This window comes from Actinomadura viridis (assembly GCF_015751755.1).
In the GTDB taxonomy this organism is placed as follows: domain Bacteria; phylum Actinomycetota; class Actinomycetes; order Streptosporangiales; family Streptosporangiaceae; genus Spirillospora; species Spirillospora viridis.
Window position 1 is genome coordinate 5,021,546 of record NZ_JADOUA010000001.1, and the last position, 17,791, is coordinate 5,039,336.

17 protein-coding genes and 3 tRNA genes are annotated in these 17,791 nt (G+C 73.2%); 9 read left to right on the forward strand and 11 right to left on the reverse strand.

From position 1 onward, the window contains the following. Positions 1–98 precede the first annotated feature (98 nt). Both IW256_RS23115 and IW256_RS23120 read right to left on the reverse strand, forming a co-directional pair. Positions 99–2,306, reverse strand: a complete 2,208-nt coding sequence (locus IW256_RS23115) for an ATP-binding protein (RefSeq protein WP_197012967.1) — start codon at positions 2,304–2,306, stop codon at positions 99–101. A gap of 57 nt (positions 2,307–2,363) precedes the next feature. Next, positions 2,364–3,488 (reverse strand): TDT family transporter, encoded by a 1,125-nt coding sequence (locus tag IW256_RS23120; protein ID WP_197012968.1) that lies wholly within the window; start codon positions 3,486–3,488, stop codon positions 2,364–2,366. Positions 3,489–3,558: 70 nt separating this feature from the next. Here IW256_RS23120 and IW256_RS23125 point away from each other — a divergent pair, with 70 nt between their 5' ends. After that, positions 3,559–4,485, forward strand: a complete 927-nt coding sequence (locus tag IW256_RS23125) for a LysR family transcriptional regulator (protein ID WP_197012969.1) — start codon at positions 3,559–3,561, stop codon at positions 4,483–4,485. A gap of 23 nt (positions 4,486–4,508) precedes the next feature. Here the strand turns inward: IW256_RS23125 and IW256_RS23130 are convergent, their stop codons facing one another. Next, positions 4,509–5,099 carry a YceI family protein gene (locus tag IW256_RS23130; protein ID WP_197012970.1) on the reverse strand — a complete coding sequence of 197 codons (591 nt, stop codon included), beginning with the start codon at positions 5,097–5,099 and terminating at the stop codon, positions 4,509–4,511. Positions 5,100–5,219: 120 nt separating this feature from the next. Here IW256_RS23130 and IW256_RS23135 point away from each other — a divergent pair, with 120 nt between their 5' ends. From IW256_RS23135 to IW256_RS23155, 5 genes are all read left to right on the forward strand, one after another. After that, positions 5,220–6,008: a universal stress protein gene (locus tag IW256_RS23135; RefSeq protein WP_197012971.1), complete on the forward strand. Its 789-nt coding sequence runs from the start codon at positions 5,220–5,222 to the stop codon at positions 6,006–6,008. Positions 6,009–6,146: 138 nt separating this feature from the next. Beyond that, complete coding sequence (locus IW256_RS23140; RefSeq protein WP_197012972.1) at positions 6,147–7,151, forward strand: CHAP domain-containing protein; 1,005 nt, start codon at positions 6,147–6,149, stop codon at positions 7,149–7,151. 37 nt (positions 7,152–7,188) lie between these two features. Continuing rightward, a tRNA-Gly gene (locus IW256_RS23145) sits at positions 7,189–7,261 on the forward strand. A gap of 42 nt (positions 7,262–7,303) precedes the next feature. Further along, a tRNA-Cys gene (locus IW256_RS23150) sits at positions 7,304–7,374 on the forward strand. Between the two features lie 9 nt (positions 7,375–7,383). Beyond that, positions 7,384–7,458: transfer RNA gene (locus tag IW256_RS23155), tRNA-Val, on the forward strand. A gap of 68 nt (positions 7,459–7,526) precedes the next feature. On the opposite strand, the gene IW256_RS23160 is transcribed toward IW256_RS23155, so the two are convergent. Then, on the reverse strand, positions 7,527–8,888 hold the full coding sequence (locus IW256_RS23160) for a hypothetical protein (protein ID WP_197012973.1): 1,362 nt from the start codon (positions 8,886–8,888) through the stop codon (positions 7,527–7,529). Positions 8,889–9,196: 308 nt separating this feature from the next. Between IW256_RS23160 and IW256_RS23165 the strand changes: the two genes are divergently transcribed. Genes IW256_RS23165 through IW256_RS23175 form a run of 3 tightly spaced genes read left to right on the forward strand, consistent with a single transcriptional unit; the run spans position 9,197 to position 11,438 of the window. Then, positions 9,197–9,823 (forward strand): dihydrofolate reductase family protein, encoded by a 627-nt coding sequence (locus tag IW256_RS23165; protein WP_197012974.1) that lies wholly within the window; start codon positions 9,197–9,199, stop codon positions 9,821–9,823. Further along, the gene (locus IW256_RS23170) at positions 9,820–10,188 is read left to right on the forward strand and encodes a YciI family protein (protein WP_197012975.1); all 369 of its coding nucleotides are present in this window, start codon (positions 9,820–9,822) and stop codon (positions 10,186–10,188) included. Before IW256_RS23165 ends, IW256_RS23170 begins: the two co-directional genes overlap by 4 nt. After that, positions 10,185–11,438, forward strand: coding sequence for an RNA polymerase sigma factor (locus IW256_RS23175; protein ID WP_197012976.1), 1,254 nt, complete (start codon positions 10,185–10,187; stop codon positions 11,436–11,438). The genes IW256_RS23170 and IW256_RS23175 overlap by 4 nt, the downstream gene beginning before the upstream one ends. 64 nt (positions 11,439–11,502) lie before the next feature. Here IW256_RS23175 and IW256_RS23180 read toward each other — a convergent pair whose 3' ends face one another. The 7 genes from IW256_RS23180 to IW256_RS23210 are packed head-to-tail and all read right to left on the reverse strand — an operon-like array spanning position 11,503 to position 17,783. After that, a complete protein-coding gene (locus IW256_RS23180; RefSeq protein WP_197012977.1) occupies positions 11,503–12,306 on the reverse strand; it encodes an ABC transporter permease in 804 nt (267 codons plus the stop codon). A 1-nt stretch (position 12,307) separates the two neighbouring features. After that, positions 12,308–13,102 (reverse strand): ABC transporter ATP-binding protein, encoded by a 795-nt coding sequence (locus IW256_RS23185; protein ID WP_197012978.1) that lies wholly within the window; start codon positions 13,100–13,102, stop codon positions 12,308–12,310. A gap of 4 nt (positions 13,103–13,106) precedes the next feature. Next, on the reverse strand, positions 13,107–14,270 hold the full coding sequence (locus IW256_RS23190; protein ID WP_197012979.1) for an ABC transporter substrate-binding protein: 1,164 nt from the start codon (positions 14,268–14,270) through the stop codon (positions 13,107–13,109). An 11-nt stretch (positions 14,271–14,281) separates the two neighbouring features. After that, positions 14,282–15,313, reverse strand: coding sequence for an isopenicillin N synthase family dioxygenase (locus tag IW256_RS23195; RefSeq protein ID WP_197012980.1), 1,032 nt, complete (start codon positions 15,311–15,313; stop codon positions 14,282–14,284). After that, positions 15,310–16,695: an FAD-binding oxidoreductase gene (locus IW256_RS23200; RefSeq protein WP_197012981.1), complete on the reverse strand. Its 1,386-nt coding sequence runs from the start codon at positions 16,693–16,695 to the stop codon at positions 15,310–15,312. The genes IW256_RS23195 and IW256_RS23200 overlap by 4 nt, the downstream gene beginning before the upstream one ends. Before the next feature lie 9 nt (positions 16,696–16,704). Further along, on the reverse strand, positions 16,705–17,106 hold the full coding sequence (locus IW256_RS23205) for a VOC family protein (RefSeq protein ID WP_197012982.1): 402 nt from the start codon (positions 17,104–17,106) through the stop codon (positions 16,705–16,707). Next, positions 17,103–17,783, reverse strand: coding sequence for a GntR family transcriptional regulator (locus IW256_RS23210; protein ID WP_197012983.1), 681 nt, complete (start codon positions 17,781–17,783; stop codon positions 17,103–17,105). Before IW256_RS23210 ends, IW256_RS23205 begins: the two co-directional genes overlap by 4 nt. Between the last annotated feature and the right edge of the window lie 8 nt (positions 17,784–17,791).

The window sequence follows — 17,791 nt, forward strand, 5'->3', positions numbered from 1 at the left end:
CTCACCTGGCAGATCGCGAAGCGATGCCGCGCTCGCACAGGCCCGGTCAGGCGCGAGCCGCCAGGCGAGCGCCGTGGGCCGGGACTTGGAAACAGAGCCTACCCGCCCAGCGCCTCGCTGACGGCGGCCTCGAACGGCAGGCCGGCCCCGCGGCGGTAGGCCGCCCGGAACGCCTCCGCGCCGGCGAGCCGTTCGGCCCTCGACCGGTAGGTCGCGCGCAGCCGCCGGTGCTCGGCGCCGAGCAGCGTGGCACCGGTGAAGCCGAGCGAGGCGTCCGCCGCGCCGAACAGCCGGGCCGCCGGCTCGGCCTCGCCCAGCGCGGTACGGGCCACGCCGATCACGTCCAGCGCCAGCCCGATGCCCGGCCGGTCGCCGAGATCCCGCTTGATCCGCAGGCCGGCCCGCGCCTCGGCCATCCCCGGTGCGGGCCGGCCGCCCAGGACGGTGGCGAGCCCGAGCACGCACAGGCCGTACGACCGGCACCACAGCTCGCCGGCCGCCTCGGTCTCCCGGACCACCTCGGTCGCGTACCGGACGGCGGCGCCGGGGTCACCGGCCAGCGCGCTGGCGGCCGCGAGGAAGACCCCGCCCACCGGGACCAGCACATCGTCGTTGCCCGCCAGCCTGTGCAGGTCCCTGGCCTCGCGCAGCAGCCCCGCCGCCTCCTCGGCGCGGCCGGCGCCGAACGCCGCGACGCCCTGTGCCTGGCGGACGTAGGCCAGCCCGCGCACGTCGTCGCACGCCGCGCGGGCCCGCGCCGCGGCCCGGTCCATCAGCTCCCGCGCGGGCTCGGGGTCCTCCTGGAGAACGGCCAGCAGCCCGAACAGGGCCGGCATCTCGGCCGACTCGCGGAGGCGCGGCGTCATCGGGCAGCGGTCCGCGAACGCCCGCGCGCCCCAGTACCGCGCCTCACCGATCAGGCCCCGCAGCGCAAGGATCCGGCCGTAGCCCAGGACCGCCCGGAGGACGTCCTCATCGGCTGCGGCGCGCAGCCCGTGCTCCAGCGCGGCATGCACGTTGGCCCGCTCCCGGCCGAACCACTCCAGCCAGCGCGGCTGCGCGGCGGTGCCCAGCTCGGCCGTGGCACGCCCGATCGCCGCGCCGAACCGCGCGAAGGCGCGGTCCCGCAGGACACCGGTCTGGCCCAGCAGCTCCAGCCGCTCGGCCCCGTACTCGCGGACGGTGCCGGGCATCCGGTAGCGGAGGGCTCCGGCCTCCTCTCCGCCGTCTCCGTCCAGGCGCGTCACGACGGACCCGGCGGCCAGCTCCTCCAGCAACCCGGCGATCCTGCCGACGGGCAGCGCGGCGTCGGCGCAGACGCGCTCGGCGTCCTCCAGGTCGAAGTCGCCCGCCAGCACCGACAGCCGGGCCCACAGCAGCCGCCGCCCCGGCGGGCACAGCCCGTGGCTCCAGTCGATCACCGCGCGCAGCGTCCGTTCCCGGACCGGGCCGGGAACGGACGCGCACGGCCGCGGGATCCGCTCGTCCAGCCCGGCCGCGAGCCGGCCGGCCGGGAGCGTCCGCAGCTGCGCGGCGGCCAGCTCGATCGCGAGCGGGACGCCCTCCAGCCGATCGCAGAGCCGCGCCACCGCGGCGGCGTCCCCCTCGGTGAGCGTCCATCCCGGGGCCGCGCCCGCCGCCCGCTCGGCGAACAGCCTCACCGCGTCGCACGGCCCGGCGTGGGCGCCCCCGTCCGGGACGGTGGGCGGCACGGTGCTCGGCACCGCGGTCGAAACGGCGGCCGGAACGGCCAGCGGCGGCACCGGCAGGACGCGCTCGCCGGGGATGCCGAGCGGCCGCCGGCCGGTGGCCAGGACGCGCAGCCCGGGCGCCTCGCGCAGCAGGATCTCCACCAGCATCGCGCAGCCGTCGGTCAGGTCGTCGCAGTGGTCGAGGACCAGCAGCGTCCGGTGCCGGGCCACGTGGCGCACCAGCGCGTCCAGGGCCGCGGCCGGGGCCTGGTCGGGCAGGCCGAACGCCTCGCCCACCGTCTGCGCGAGCAGGCTGGGGTGGCGCGGGCCGGACAGGTCGACGTAGCGCACGCCGTGCTCGAAGGACGGGCCGAGCCGGGCCGCGGCGCGGACCGCCAGCCGCGACTTGCCCATGCCGCCCGGCCCGGTGAGGGTCACCAGGCCGCACCCGCCGACCAGCCGCGCCAGCACGGCCAGCTCGCCGCGGCGGCCGACGAAGCTCGTCGGCTCGTCCGGCAACCGGCCCGGCCTCCGGTCCGCAATGGTCAGCGACATCGCCGCCTCCGGCGCCTCCCGACCGGCCTGCCGCCGGCGCTCCACGGTGACGCCAGGCATCGTAACCAGCTCCGGGCCCGCACAACGGCGATATCACGGTTTCGGTAAGGGGACCTGTCAGGAAAGGAGCCTGCCGGCGTACGCGCCGTGAACGGTGCGGGCGGCGACCACCGCCCACGCCGCGGTCAGGAGGACGTACAGCGCCAGGGCGACGGCGGTGAAGGCGTGGAGGCCGGTGTGCCGGGCCAGCCCGGCGGCGCCGGTGACGCAGGTGCCCACGGGGAACGTCCACGCCCACCACGTCATCGCGAACGGCATGCCCCGCCGCAGCGCGCGCACGTTCGCCGCCCCGGCCATGATCAGCCACATGAGGGCGAAACCCAGCACCGGGACGCCGTACAGGATCACGAAGGCCCGCATGGCCCCGGCATAGTCGGGCGCGGCGGTCGCGGCGGCGTCGGCGAACTGCTTCACGGCCGTCGTGGACTGGCCCAGCGGGCCGAGGACCAGGAACAGCGTGGGCGTGAGGAAGGCGGCGCCGAGCCCGTCGCGGGTGAGGCGGGTCCAGATGCCCGGGAGCAGGAGCAGCGTGCCCAGCAGGCTGACGCCGAACATCGCCAGGCAGGCGTACAGCAGCGTGGTCTGGGCCTGGCCGGCCGGGAGGTGCGGGACGAGCGGCGGCCCCAGCGCGGCGGCGACCATCGGGGCCACGACGGGCAGGAGCCAGCCGGGCAGCGCCCCGCCCTCCAGCCGCCAGCGCGTGATCATGAGGAACGGGATGCCGCAGGCCACCGCCATCGCGTACGCCGCGCCCGCGGACCAGAGCACCGCGTCGATCGTCACGGCGGCCCGCGTGCCGAGCGGCCCCGGGCCGTAGAGGAGCGTTCCATGTCCGACGGCGAGCAGGGCCATCGGCGGGCAGCCGTAGAAGAACGCGGTGGAGGGGTCGTCCAGGAGCTGCCTCCTCGCCTCACCGCGATGGCGGGCGAAGTGCGTCACGCGTGCCGCGATGACACAGCCCAGCAGGACGAACGACAGCGCCCAGACCGCGAACCCGAACGTGCGCAGGCCGGGCAGGCGCACGGGGAGGGCGGCGGCGCCGTTGGCCACGATGGCGGTGCCCATGACGGAGGCGTACCACTGCGGTCCGAAGGCACGGAGCGAGCGGGGCGTTCTCGTTCCGCCGGTCCGTCCGGCCGCCTCCGGAGGCGGGGGCCGCGTGGCGGCGGTCGTCGCGTGCATGGCCCAAGAGTCGGCCGCGCGGGCCCTTCTCACTAGGGGGCCCGCCCTTATGGGGACATAAACTTACATTATGGGCATCTCAGACGACGAGCGGTCGGCGTTCACCCATCGCGTGCCCGATCTGGGCGCCCTGGAACTCCTGCTGGCCGTCGTGCGGCTGGGCAGCGTCGGCCGGGCAGCGGCCGAGACCGGGGTCACCCAGCCCGCCGCCAGCGCGCGGATCCGTTCGATGGAACGGCAGATCGGCGTGGCCCTCCTCGAACGCTCACCGCGCGGGTCCCGTCCGACCGAGGCCGGGGCGCTGGTGGCCGAATGGGCCCAGCAGGTCCTCGACGCCGCACGGGCGCTGGACGCGGGCGTCGCCGCCCTGAGGGGACGGCGGGACGCGCGGCTGCGGGTCGCGGCGAGCTTCACGGTGGCCGAGTACCTGATGCCCGGCTGGCTGGTGGCCTTCCACCGGGCCCGCCCCGGCACGGCGGTGACGCTGCGCACCGCCAACTCCGCGGCGGTGGCCGGGCAGGTCCGTACCGGTGAGGCCGATCTGGGGTTCGTCGAAGGCGTCCGGACGCCCGCCGGTCTCAGCGGCACGGTCGTGGCCCGCGACCGCCTGGTCGTGGTCGTGGCCCCCGCGCATCCCTGGGCCCGGCGCCGCACGGGGCTGGCGCCGGAGGAACTGGCCGGAACGCCCCTGATCCTGCGCGAGGAGGGGTCGGGAACGCGCGAGGTGCTGGACCGGGCACTGGCCTCGTTCGGCGGGACCGCCCCTCCCCTGCTCCAGCTCGGCTCGACCACCGCGCTCAAGGCCGCGGCGGCGTCGGGGGCGGGCCCGGTGGTGGTGAGCGAGCTCGCGGCGGCCGACGAGCTGGCCGGCGGCCGGCTGGTGGCCGTCCACGTGCGCGACCTGGATCTGGGCCGCCCGCTGCGCGCGGTCTGGCCGTCCGGCCCGCGTCCCGGCGGCCCCGCCCGCGAGCTGCTGGCGCTCACCCGCGGCAGGTGAGGGCCGCCCGCCGCGCGTCCGGCTCAGGCTCCGCCGGGCGGGCCGGCGGGCGCGTCCAGGACGGCCTGGATCTCCAGCTGGAGGGCGATCGTGTCGCCGAGCATGACCTTGTCGCCCTGGAGGGGGACGTTGAACTCGATGCCGAAGTCGCTGCGGCTCAGCGTGCCGGTGGCGGTGAACCCGGCGCGGGTCCCGCCCCAGGGGTCGGAGCCGACCCCGTGGAACTCGACCAGCAGCCGGACCGGGCGGGTGACGTCCCGGATCGTGAGCTCCCCGTCGAGGTGGTAGCGCGGGCGGCGGGCCCGGCGGCCGATTGTGGCACGTTCCACAGCCGTTCCGTCGAAGGTCATCGACGGGTAGCGGCCCACGTCCAGGATCTCGGCGGACCGGACGTGGGCGTCCCGCTCGGCGTTGCGGGTGTCGATCGAGGCCATCGCGATCCGCGCGCGGGCGGAGGACTCCAGCGGGTCGGCGGCGATCCGGATCTCGCCCTCCAAGTCCGGGAACGAGCCGCGGACCGTGGTCATGAGATGCCGGATGGTGAAGGTGACCTCCGAGTGCGCCGGGTCGATGCTCCACCGCCCGGCGGCGAGGTCCGCTGCCGCTGTGCTCACTGTCCTGATCCCCCCAGATCAAACGACTCAGGAGGTCAGAATGTACCGCAAGGCCCCAGATGGCCCATAAAGCCCTAAAGGGGACGTGACCCGGCGCGCGGCCGGGGAAGGAACCGGTACATGTTCGGCGAACACGTGCTGGCCGGATACGCGGGCGGGAACGCGGGCCGGGAGGCGCTGGAGCTGGCCCGCGGCATCGTCGGGCTGACCGGGGGGCGGCTCACCGCCGCCACCGTCCACCCGCCCGGGCGCCCGGCCGCGGCCGGCGAGGCCCGCGCCCTGCTCGACCAGGCCGCCGCCGCGTTCCCCGAGGCCGAGACCGCGCTCCAGGAGAGCCGGGGCGTCGGGCGCGGCCTGTCGGTCCTGGCCAGCCGGATCGGCGCGGACGTGATCGTCGTCGCCTCTCCCGAGGGCGGGGCGCGGGGCCGGATCGCCATCGGCTCCACGGCCGACAACCTGCTGCACTCCGCCCCCGAGGCCGTCATGATCGCCCCGGCGGGCCACACGCCGGGCGACGGGCTGGCCCGGATCACCGTGGCCTACGTGCGCCGGCCCCAGTGCGACGAGGCGGTCGCCCGCGCCGCCGAGGCCGCGGCGCGGTACGGGGTCCCGCTGCGGCTGCTCACCCTCGCGATCGGCGACGCCCCGCGCGACGCCCTCCGCGACGACCTGGCCCTCGCGGCCCGCCTGGCCGCCGAGACCGCGGGCGTGGAGGCGGAGACCGAGCTGGCCGAAGGGGACGACGTCGCCGGCGCCGCGGCCCGCGCCGGCTGGCCGGAAGGAGAACTCCTCATCTGCGCGAGCAGCGAGGACGCCGCCGCCCACCGGGTCTTCCTCGGCGAGGTGGCGCTCAAGCTGCTGCGGGCGGTGCCCTGTCCGGTGGCCGTGCTCCCTCGTGGCTACTTCTGACCATTCACCCGCGACGACTTGCCGCTCCCCTTTACCTCGGCTACATTCCGTCGAGATCGGAACGTGACCTTGGACCAGGACACGGGCCGACCGGGTCGGGCGCCGCTAGCCCGTACCAGGGAGGCGGCAAGGAGCGTCATGGACCCCATCGGCAAGAAGCTGCTCGAAATCGCCAAGGACAATCTCGGCTACACCGAGAAGGGCGACGGGTACACCAAGTTCGGCGACTGGTGGACCGACACCATGGACGCCGACCAGAACCCGTACTTCAAGACGGCCCCCTGGTGCGACATGTTCCTGGCCTGGGCCGCCGAGCAGGCCGGCGTCCAGGACCAGGCCGGGCAGTTCGCCGCGACCGTCGACCACGCCGAGTGGTTCAGGAAGCAGGACGCCTGGGGCAAGGAGCCGGTCCCGGGGGCCATGGTCTTCTTCGACTGGAACGGCTCGGACGACATCGACCAGATCGATCACGTCGGTCTCGTGGAGAAGGTCGACGGCAAGACCCTCCACACGATCGAGGCCAACGCCGAGGGTTACAAGCTCATGCGCAAGACCCGCGACATCGACACGGTCGTGGGCTTCGGCTACCCCGGCAAGGTCAAGGTCGAGGTCAAGCAGGAGAAGTACGTCCCCAAGCACGCCGCTCCGGCCCCCAAGGTCGAGACCCTCACCGGCTCGTCCCCCGGGGCGCGGGCCGGTGAGGCGACCCCGGCCGGCGAGCTGCCGTCCCAGGAGGTCCTCCTCACCGGGGTCCTCGGGTTCGTGCTGTGCGGCACCGTCGCCCTCGCCGCGGGCCGCGCCGCGGCGGCCAAGGCCCCCTCGGCCTCCCCCGTCCGCGTCCGCAAGCGCGGCAAGCACCACCGCGACCCCGAGCCCGTCCGGCTGCCGGCCGACGTCGCCCCGGCCGACCTCGACGCCGCCGACGCCGGCACCACCGTCATGCCCGCCCTCTCCCTCGCCGCCGCCCACGAGGCCGAGGACCGCGAGTTCTGGGGCCGCATCGCCCACCTCCAGGAGGACGACGAGCTGGCCTTCTGGAACTCCCTCCACGCCGAGGCCGCGCTCTCCCGCTCCGGCGGCGAGGAGGACGGGAGCCAGGCGCCGCCCCCGAACGAGTACGCAAGCACTCCGAGATTCCGCTAAAGTTAATCCTGCGCGCCGGGGGAAACCCGGAGAGCACGCGGACGTGGCTCAGTTGGTAGAGCATCACCTTGCCAAGGTGAGGGTCGCGGGTTCGAATCCCGTCGTCCGCTCTGAGGGGGCCTTGACACCAGGCGGAGCCGAGGGCCTCGCTCGGTGGAGTGGCCGAGAGGCGAGGCAACGGCCTGCAAAGCCGTGTACACGGGTTCAAATCCCGTCTCCACCTCACCATCCCGGGCGATTAGCTCAGTGGGAGAGCGCTACCTTGACACGGTAGAGGCCACTGGTTCAATCCCAGTATCGCCCACCACCCGTCCCCAGATCAGGACCATGGTCCCGATCTGGGGATTCTCGTTTCCGGTGGTTCGGCCGCCCGGATCAGCCGGGCGGCGCGTACACGCCGTACACCATGCGCTTGCCGGGATGCTCGGCGACGGTCCACAGGGTGCTCAGCGACGGGGCGGTCTCGGTCCCGCCGGGCCAGTGCGACAGGTCCTCGGGGCCGATGCTCAGGGGCCGCTCGACACCGATCCGGAGGTCACCGGTGGGAGCGGTGACCAGGTCGGTCTTGTACAGGGTTCCGGCCGTGGACTCCCCGCGGCTGCGGCTCAGGTACCACCGGCCGTCGAACCGCACCGCCCCCTGGATGTTGGAATCGGGCAGGCGGTAGGCGGCGTCGGCGTTCCACCGGTAGTCCGCGGCGATCCGCTGCTCACCGTTGGCGTCGACGGCACCCGCGATGGGCCAGGCGGCCACCCTCCCGTTGACGGCCTCCTCACCCGCGCAGTACTCGCCGGCGGTGATGTGGTCGACCCCGCTGCGGTCCAGGCCGACGTAGGAGAACTGCGGTGAGCCGTCCTGCTCGGTGCACTTGGTGCCGGTGTCGGCCGTCCGGGTCCAGGCGTTGACCTCCGGCATCACGTAACGGTAGCCGTGCCCGTAGTAGATGCCGTCCTGGCGGCCGATGAGCCCCTCCTTGTCGGTGGTGCCGTTCTCGGACGCGCCGAGGTCGTAGATGTGGCGCATGTCGAACACCCGGAACCCGCGCGCGGTGTCGGCGACGTAGAGGTAGTTGCCGTACCAGACGATCCCACCGGCGTGCAGGGACTTGTATTCGCCGCTCTGCGTCGTCCGCACGCTCATGTAGCTGACGTTGCCCGAGTCGTTGATGAACGGGTACACGAGCAGGACGTGCCGGTACGCGCCGGTGTCGGGGTTCATGAACGTGACGCGCACGCCGCGGATCTGCTCGTCGGTGTCGTAGCCGTCCCCGTCGCTGTCCACCCCGTCGTCGTCGTTGTGGTCGTACCAGGTGACGATGACGGGCCGGCTGGAGGTGCCCCAGACCTGGTCGGCCTGCGCGTCCGCGACCGTGGTCACCCCCTGCGGATACCAGGTGGGCGTGACGTTGTCGCCGTCGTTGAAGCACAGGCTCCGGGTGATGAGGGGCTTGTTGGTGGACTGCAGGGCGGCGGGCTCGCAGGCCTCGCCGAACCCGATCGGCTTCTCGGTGTCCTTCCGGTTCAGGTCGTTCATGATGTCGCCCACACCCACCCTGACCAGGGTCTGGTCGAGGAGGCTGACGCGTTCGCGCAGTTCGGCGGCGTTGGAGGCGGGACGGAACTGGAAGTTGGCCAGGTCCAGCGGAGCGGCGGCGGCCGGGGCCTGGAGGGCGGCCAGCCCGGACACGGTCAGCACCAGAAGGGTCATGGAGGCCAGCACCTTGCGGCGCCACTTCATGCGCTCTCCTCACGGTCGGCCCTGGGCCGGCGCGGGAGCACGGAGAGGAGGCGCGGGGGTACCGCGCGGCAGACCAGGTTCCTTGAACGGACCTGGTCAAAATGTCACGAATTGCCCTTTATGCCCATAGTGCAGACTTTCCGAATCACCCTTCGGAAGATCATTGAAGAATGCCGGTTTTCCTTTTTCGGCCATACCGGAACGGATCCGCGCGTGCTGTCGATTCCCGGGCTCCTCGTTCGCCGTAGAGGGTGAGGGCGTCACCACGGCGTCCTGCCACGAGCACGAGCACGAACGAAGGAGACGACATGCGCAGGCTGCTGGTGATGACGTTCCTCTCTCTGGACGGCGTCATGCAGGCGCCGGGCGGCGCCGACGAGGACCCCGACGGCGGGTTCGAGCACGGCGGATGGGCCGTGCCGCACTTCGACCCGGCGCTCATCGGGAGGATCGGCACGCTGACCGAGAGGGCCGGCGCGCTCCTGCTGGGGCGCAGGACCTACGAGGGCTTCGCCTCCACCTGGCCGCTGGCCGAGGCCGACGACCCGATCGGATCCAAGATCAACAACATGCGGAAGTACGTCGCGTCGCGGACGCTCGACAGCGTGTCATGGCGGAACTCGACGCTGCTCACCGGCGACGTCGCCGAGGCGGTCGCCGAGCTCAAGCGGGGCGAGGGCGGCGAGATCCAGGTCCACGGCAGTGGCGGGCTGATCCAGACCCTGCTGTCGGCGGATCTCGTCGACGAGTTCCGCCTGCTGCTCTTCCCGGTGCTCATCGGCTCCGGCAAGCGGCTCTTCGCGGGGGGCACCGTCCCGGCGGGTCTCCGGCTGGTCGCGACCGAGACGTCCGACAATGGCGTCCTGGACTGCACCTATGTCCGGGAGGGCACGGTGACATACGGTGCGATGGGCCCGGAGACCGGGAACTGGTGAGCGAGCGGGACGAGCGGACGGAACGGGCGATGCCGCGGTACGCAATTCTGATCTATGAGAAGGAGACCCCGGGCGGGGTGGACGACATCCCGCCGGAGGTGATGGAGGCCAACCTGAGCGCCGGGGAGAAGATCGCCGCGATGGGCGCGCGGGTCGTCCACGAGCAGGCCCTGGAACCCTCCTCGGCCACGCGGACGATCCGCAAGGGCGGCCTGGTCACCGACGGCCCGTTCATCGAGAGCAGGGAGGTGATCGCCGGGTTCTTCGTGGTGGAGGCCGCGGACCTGGACCAGGCGGTCGCCATCGGCAGGCTGCTCCCGATCATGGACGGCGCCGTCGAGGTGCGGCCGCTCCTCGCGGTGTGACACCCGTCCAGCGTGCGGTCGCCGACGCGCACCGCCGCGAGTGGGCCACGGTGCTCGCCGCGACGGTGCGCGTCACCCGCGATCTCGACCTCGCCGAGGAGTGCGTCCAGGACGCCTACGTCGCGGCGCTCGACGCCTGGACGCGCGGCGGGGTGCCGTCCAGGCCGGGCGCCTGGCTGACCACGGCCGCCCGGCACAACGCGCTGGACGCCCTGCGCAGGGCCAGGACGCTGCGGTCGAAGCTGCACCTCCTGGTGGAACCGGAGGAGTCCGGCGCGGAGGTCCCGGGCGGCCCGGTCGGCGAGGACGGCCGGGCCGTCCCCGGCGACCGGCTGCGGCTGGCCTTCCTGTGCTGCCACCCCGCGCTGGCGATCGAGGCGCGGGTCGCGCTCACGCTGCGGCTGGTGTGCGGGCTGACGGTGCCGGACATCGCGCGGGCGTTCCTGGTCTCCGAGACCACCATGGCGGCCCGGATCACCCGGGCGAAGAAGAAGATCGCGGCGGCGCGGGTCCCGTTCCGGATGCCCGGCCCGGAGGAGCTGCCGGAACGGCTGGACGGCGTCCTCACCGTGATCCACCTGCTCTTCACCACCGGTCACACCGCACCGGCCGGGCCCGCGCTGACCAAGGACGACATCGCCGGGCGGGCGCTCGACCTGGCCCGCATGCTGCACGGCCTGATGCCGGAGCAGCGCGAGGTCCGCGGCCTCCTCGCGCTCCTCCTGGCCAACCACGCCCGCCGCGCCACCCGGACCGCCGCGGACGGGCGCCTGCTGCCGCTGGAGGAGCAGGACCGTTCGGCCTGGGACAGGGAGGCCATCACCGAGGCGCACGAACTCGTCCTCACCGCGCTCCCCGGCGGCGCGCCCGGGCGGTTCGCCCTCCAGGCCGCCATCGCGTCGCTGCACGCGACCGCGCCGACGTACGCCGGCACCGACTGGGAGCAGATCCTGGTGCTCTACGACGCGTTGCTGGAGGCGTGGCCGTCCCCGGTGGTCGCGCTCAACCGGGCGGTGGCGGTCGCCATGGTGCGCGGCCCCGCGGCGGCGCTCGCCGAGGTCGAGGCCCTCGAAGGGGACGGGCGGCTGGCCCGCCACCACTACCTGCCGGCGATCAAGGCGGACCTGCTGCGCCGGCAGGGCCGGAACGCGGAGGCCGCCACCGCGTACGAGCGCGCGCTCGCGCTGGCCGGCAACGACGCCGAACGCGCCTTCCTCGCCGGCCGGCTCGCGGAGACGGCACCGCCCTAGCGCGGTCCGCACGGCCGAAGGCCGGTTCCGCCCGGGAACCGGCCTCCGGGGCGGGTCCCCCGGTTCACCAGCGGACGACGAGCCGTTCCGCGAGGCCGACCAGGCCCAGCAAGGTCAGCGAGCACAGGGCCGCGACGAAGATGGCGCCCCACATCTGGACCAGGTTCAGGTACGTGGTGGACTGGACGATCACCGCGCCGATCCCCTTGTCGGTGCCGGTGAACTCGGAGACGATCGCGCCGATCACCGCGAGCGTCACGCAGGTCTTGCCGGAGGAGAACAGGTAGCCCAGGCTGCTGGGCACCCGCAGCCGGAAGAAGACGTCCCGCCGGGACGCGGCCATGGACCGGAACACCTCCAGCGCCTGGGGATCGACGGCCCGCAACCCGGTGATGGCGTTGATCAGCATCGGGAAGAACGTGATGAGCGCGACCACGATCACGTGCGGGGTGCGCCCGAACCCGAACGCGACGATGAGCGCGGGCGCGATCGCCAGGATGGGCGTCGCGTGGATCAGGACGGCGGCCGGCATCACCGCCGAGCCCAGCCACGGCGCGTGCACGACGATCACGGCGAGCAGCAGCGCGACGCCGATCCCGGCGGTCCCGCCGATCAGCGCGGACGCCAGCGTCTCCCGCAGGTTGGAGAGATAGAACCCGGGCTGGGCGGCGAGGTCGCCGAGCACCCCGCCGAGCGGCGGCAGCACGCTCGGCTGCTTGGCGGCGACCCACTGCCAGCCGATCCCGAGCAGGGCGAACAGCACGACCGGCGCCAGGATCCGCGGGACGGTCCTCGCGGCCGCCCGCCGCCGGGGCGCGGGGTTCTCGACCGCCGCCGCCTGGACACCGTCGAACGTCCGGACCGCCATGTCAGTCTCCGTCCCATCCGGCGCGCAGTTCGGCCTTGACCCGCCGGACGGCGCCGAGGAACTCGGGGGTGTCCTCGATCCCGCGGGGCCGTGGCCTGGGCAGATCGACCTCCACGACGGCCCGCACCCGGCCGGGGCGCGGCGTCATCACGACGATCACGTCCGACATCAGCACCGCCTCCGCCGCCGAGTGGGTGACGAGCACGACGGTCTTGCGGTGCCGTTCCCAGACGTCCAGCAGCCGGTGGCGCAGCGACTCCCGGGTGAACTCGTCGAGGGCGGAGAACGGCTCGTCCATCAGCATCAGCGGCGCCCCGTGCACGAACCCGCGGGCGAGGGCCGCGCGCTGCCGCATGCCGCCCGACAGCTGGTCGGGCCGCGCGCCGCCGAAGTCGTCCAGGCCCAGCTCGGCCAGGACGGTCCCGACGTCGCGGGACGTCCGGCCGCCGGCCGGCCGGCGGTCGGCGGCGCGGTTGACGACCGTGGACAGGGCGGCGTTGGACCGTACGCTCAGCCACGGCAGCAGCGCGGACGACTGCGGGATCCAGGCGATGTTCTTCTGCCGGACGGCCGCGCGCGGCGTCTGGCCGAACAGCGACACCTCCCCCTCGTCGTGGTCCTGCAGGCCCGCCATGATCCGGAGCAGCGTCGACTTCCCGCAGCCGGACGGGCCGAACAGCGTCACGAAGGTGCCGTCCTCGATGACCAGGTCGATGTCCGACAGGGCCCGCACGGGCCGCCGGGACCGGCGGAACGTCTTGCCCACCCGGGACAGCGTGATCGTGTCGTGTCCCATGACGTCACTTCGCGGGCGAGGCGGCCGGGGTGGCGGTGCCCGCCGGGGCGGTCGCCGCCGGGGCGGTGCCGCCGGGGGCGGGCCAGACGAGTTCGGAGCCCTGGTGGATGGCCTCGATGTACCGGTTGTCCTGGGCCTCGGCCACGTCGACCGGCTTCTTGATCGTCCCGTTGGCCAGCAGCGCGTCGGCCTCCGGCTGCCACTGGGCGGGGGTCTGGTGGGCGACGCCGTGCCCGTCGATCAGGTCGCCGAGGACGATCTCGCTGCCGGTCCGCCACCGCCTGGTCTCGTTCTCGACGTCGTATCCGGCCTGCGAGCGCTGCTGGGACCAGGCGATGCCCTGGTCGAGGTTGGCCTTGCTCTCGTTCAGCCAGGAGAACGCCTTGAGGGTGGCGCGCAGGAAGTCCTCGACCGCGGTCGGGTTCTTCCCGGCCCAGGCCCGGTTGGCGATCTGGGTGCCGAAGGTGCCCTTGACGCCGAAGTCGGTGGGGCTCCACTCCTTGATCTTGTAGCCCCTGCTCCGCAGCAGGCCGGGCTCGTTGTCCTTGTAGCCCTGGAGGGCGTCGACCTTGCCCTGCGGGAGGATGGTCGGGTCGAAGCCGACGGAGACCTTCTTGACCTTGGCGACGTCCACCCCGGCGTTCCTCAGCATGGAGGTGAGCTGGCCCGGCATCGCGACCTTGTAGCCGAGCGTCTTGCCCTCCAGGTCCTTCAGCGTCTTGATCTTCCCGTCGTCGACGGTCATCAGCTCGATCTGACCGACGTTGCCGTACGTCGCGATGCCGACGACGGCCGCGCCGTTGGCGGTGGCGGTCAGCGCGTCGCCGGCGCTGCCCAGTCCCGCGATCTTCGCGGTGCCCGCGCTGACGAGCTGGGCGTTGTTCTCCGCCTTCGGCCTGACCGTCACGTCCAGGCACAGGTCCTCGAAGTAGCCGAGGGCGTCGGCGACGACCGCGTTGAGCACGCTCATGCCGCCGCCCAGGTCGTAGGAGGTCAGGTAGACGATGGGGCCGGCCTTCTTGTTCTGCGCGCAGCGGTCCGCCCCGATCAGGGCGGTGCCCTTGACGGGCCCGGAGCCGGTGCTCTCGCCGGTGCCGGACGAGCCGCACGCGGTGGCCAGGAGGAGGGTCGCGCCGGCGAGTGCCGCGCGGAGTCGACGTGGAGACATGCGTCCGCCTTCTACTTGTCGGCGCCGGCGAGCCGGGCCACGTACGCCTCGTTGGCCTCGCCGGAGATGGTGTGCTCGCGTTCCCGGTGGGTGCTGGTGATGTGGCGGCCCTCCCATTCGGCCACCGTCACCGGCTCGTACAGCGGCCGGTCCAGCCCGCCCTGGGAGGGCAGCGGGCTGACGACGGTCTCGGGCGCCGCGTTGTAGAACGTCGGCAGGGTGATCCGGTACCCGTCGGGATCGCTGGAGGCGATGACCCGGTGCCGGGTGGCCGGCCAGTTCCCGTTGGTCCAGCGGGTCATGAGCTCACCCATGTTGATGACGAACGCCTCGGGGTGGACGGGCACGGAGAACCACTCGCCGTCCAGGTTCCTGATCTGGAGGCCCTCGTAGGTGCCGCGCTGGTGCAGCATCGTGAGCAGCCCGCCGTCGAAGTGCTCGTCGAAGATGACGGTCGGGTCCTCGTCCAGAGGCGCGTGCCGCGCCGGGTAGAGGCGGATGGTCGAGGTGGTCGAGTCGACGGCGGTGCAGGCGTCGAAGTGGTCGATCGGCAGGTCCAGCGCGAGCGCGAAGATCTGCATGAGCCGCCCGCCGAGTTCCCGGGTCCGGGCCGCCAGGGCCTCGACCGCCGGCCGGAACCCCGGCACGTCCGGCCAGACGTTATCGACGAAGAACCCGGCGTACTCCTCGGAGACACCGTGCGCCCGGGCGTCGTCCGGCCCGTCGAACCGGGAGACCGTGAAGCCCTCCGAGCACATCCACCCGCTCTTGTCGTAGTTGGACCGGAGCCCGCGGTACGGGTGGCCCGAGGGAGAGGTCAGCGTGCGCTTGGCCTCCTCGGGCAGCCGGCCCAGTTCCTCGCCGGCGGCGTAGCAGGCGTCGAACAGCGCCCTGGGGATGCCGTGCCCGACGATCTGGAAGAAGCCGCTCGTGGTCGCCGCCTCGCCGACCTGTTCGGGCGCGGTGCGCAGGTCGGTTCCGGCGAGGAAACCGCCGATGTCGATCAGGGGGACAGGGTTCTCGACGCTGACTGGCCTGGTCATGCTCGCTTCTCCTTGCTCCTCGTGCGGGTTCTGAGGCTCGGCGGGGTCGGGCCGCGTGAGGTGAAGAAGCCTTCGCCGAGCTTGCCGGGGTTGAGGATGTGGTACGGGTCCGAGGTCTGCTTGAGCGTCGCGACCTGCGCGGTGTCGCCGACGAATCCGCCCTCCTCGACGATGTAGCTGTGCGGGTTGAGCAGCGTGATACCGAGGCCGGCGCAGTAGGCCATGAGCTCCTCCAGCGCCGCCTCGTGGTCGGGAAGGCCGACGAGCGGCGGAATGCCCAGGGGCCGGATCCGCCCCGCCGACTCGATGAACTCGATGTGCTGGAGGAACACCCCGGGATAACGTTCGCTGACGCTCGCGGTCTGGCCGAGGAAGCGCTCCCTGTCGTCGGAGTACTCGCACTGGAGCCAGGACGACCCGGGATCGGCCTTGCGGCTCCACAGGATGGTGTGGCTGAACGGGAACTGGGTGATGTGGGTCTTGGCCGGCCAGTCCGGTTCCAGCCGCCCGCCGTACCGGCGCGCCATGGCGCCGACCTTCGCCACGTGCGCGGCGTCCGCCCAGAGCAGGAGCACGTGGTCGGCCGGGTCGTAGGCCCCGGCGAGCGGCTTGAGCATCGACCCGATCGGCGCCTGGTGCAGCGAGCAGAGCCGCAGCCGCACGTCCGACGCGGTCAGGTCGTAGGCGAACCCGGCGGCGTCCTGGAAGTCGGCGAAGACCGCGTACATCGCCCGGTGGTCGCGGGCCGGGACCAGCCGCATCTCGACGCGGGTGACCACCCCGATCGTGCCGTAGGTGTGCAGCACCGGCCGCACGTCGCCGCCCTCCAGCCGGATCAGCCGGGGCTTCTCCTCCACGGTGAGCATCTCGACGGCGAGGATGTTGCCGTCCCACAGGTCGCCGTTGGCCGCGCCGCCGAGGCCGCCGGACCCGCCGCAGATGAACCCCGACGCGGTGGCCACCCGGTAGGTGCTGGGCATCACCGCCATCTCCTGCCCGGTCTCCTGCGCCGCGGCCTCGGCGTCCTGCATGAGGGTGCCGGGCAGGACGGCGATCCGGCCCGCACCGATCTCAAGGACACCCGCGATGTCCTTGATGTCGACCACGATCCCCTGCCGCAGCGGGAGCGACTGGCCGTAGTTGCCGGTGCCCGCGCCCCGGATCGTCAGGGGGATCCGCCGTTCGGCGGCCAGCGCCACCACGGCGGTGAGGTCGTCCAGTGAACGGGGCCGCATCACGGCGTCGACGGTGGTGTCGGCGAGCGCGTTCTCCAGGATCGGGCTGTACCAGGAGAAGTCACGCAGATAGCCGGTCACCTTGGGGCCGGCGGGAAGCACCCGGTCCGCGCCGAGCAGATCGACGAACTCCTGCAGATGGGTCATCAACGTTCCTTACAGGTCGGGGGAACCGGGCGCGTAGGTGATGAGCTGGAGCCGCCCGCCGGAGGGGTCGCACACGAACGACGTGTCCGCCATGGCGGCGTCGATCCGGAACGGCGCCCGGTCCTCGGTGCATCCGGCGTCCAGCAGCCGGGCGTGGGCGGCACGCAGGTCGGGCACCCGGTAGCCGATGTGGGCCAGGTCGCCGAGGGGGGCGCCGACCTCGATGAGCTCGACCTTGGCGCCGCCGCCGCGGCCGAGCATCGCGATCCGGCCCCCGGTCTCGACGTGCACTCCCCACCGCAGCACCCGGAACCCCAGGACGCCGACGTGGAAGGCGACCCGGGCGTCGAGATCGGTCTCCTCGGTGGCGACGTGGTCGAGGACCGCGTCCAGCGCGCCGGCCGGCGTCACGCGCCCGCCGCGCTCTCGAGCGTGGTGACCATGCGGCGGGCCCAGCGCAGCCTGATCCGTTCCACGTGGTTGCGGGCCGCCCGCTCGGCGCCGCCGGGATCACCGGCGATCATCGCCTCGATGATCGCGCGGTGCTCCTCCACGGCCAGCCGGCTCGCCTCTGGATCGCTCCACAGGGTGGGGAACGCCAGGTTCGTCTTGCCCTCGAACTGCTCCAGGGTGGCGATGAGGGCCGCGTTCCCGGCGACCTCGCGGATGTAGCGGTGCAGGTCCAGGTCCATCTGGACGTGCGCGCTCTCCGGGGCTCCGGACTCCAGCAGCCGCTCGTGCTCCTCGACCATCCGCCGCAGCCTCCGCTCCCCGTCGAGCGTCAGCCGCGGCGTGGCCAGCCGGGTGGCCAGGCCCTCCAGGGGCTCCTTGACGACGTAGAGGTCGTCCAGTTCCGCCGGGTCGATCCGGGCCACGGCCGCGCCGCGGTGCGCGACCTGGGTGGCGAGCCCGTCATGGATCAGCCGTTGCACGGCCTCGCGGACCGGGCTCCTGCTCATGTCCAGCCGGGTGGCGAGCGCGGGCACGCTCAGCGGGGTGCCCGGCATCAGCCGGTTGTTCAGGATGTCCGCGCGCAGCCGCGCATAGGCCTGGGCGGCGAGCAGGCTCGCCGGAGGCTCCGGTGCCATGGTTCTCC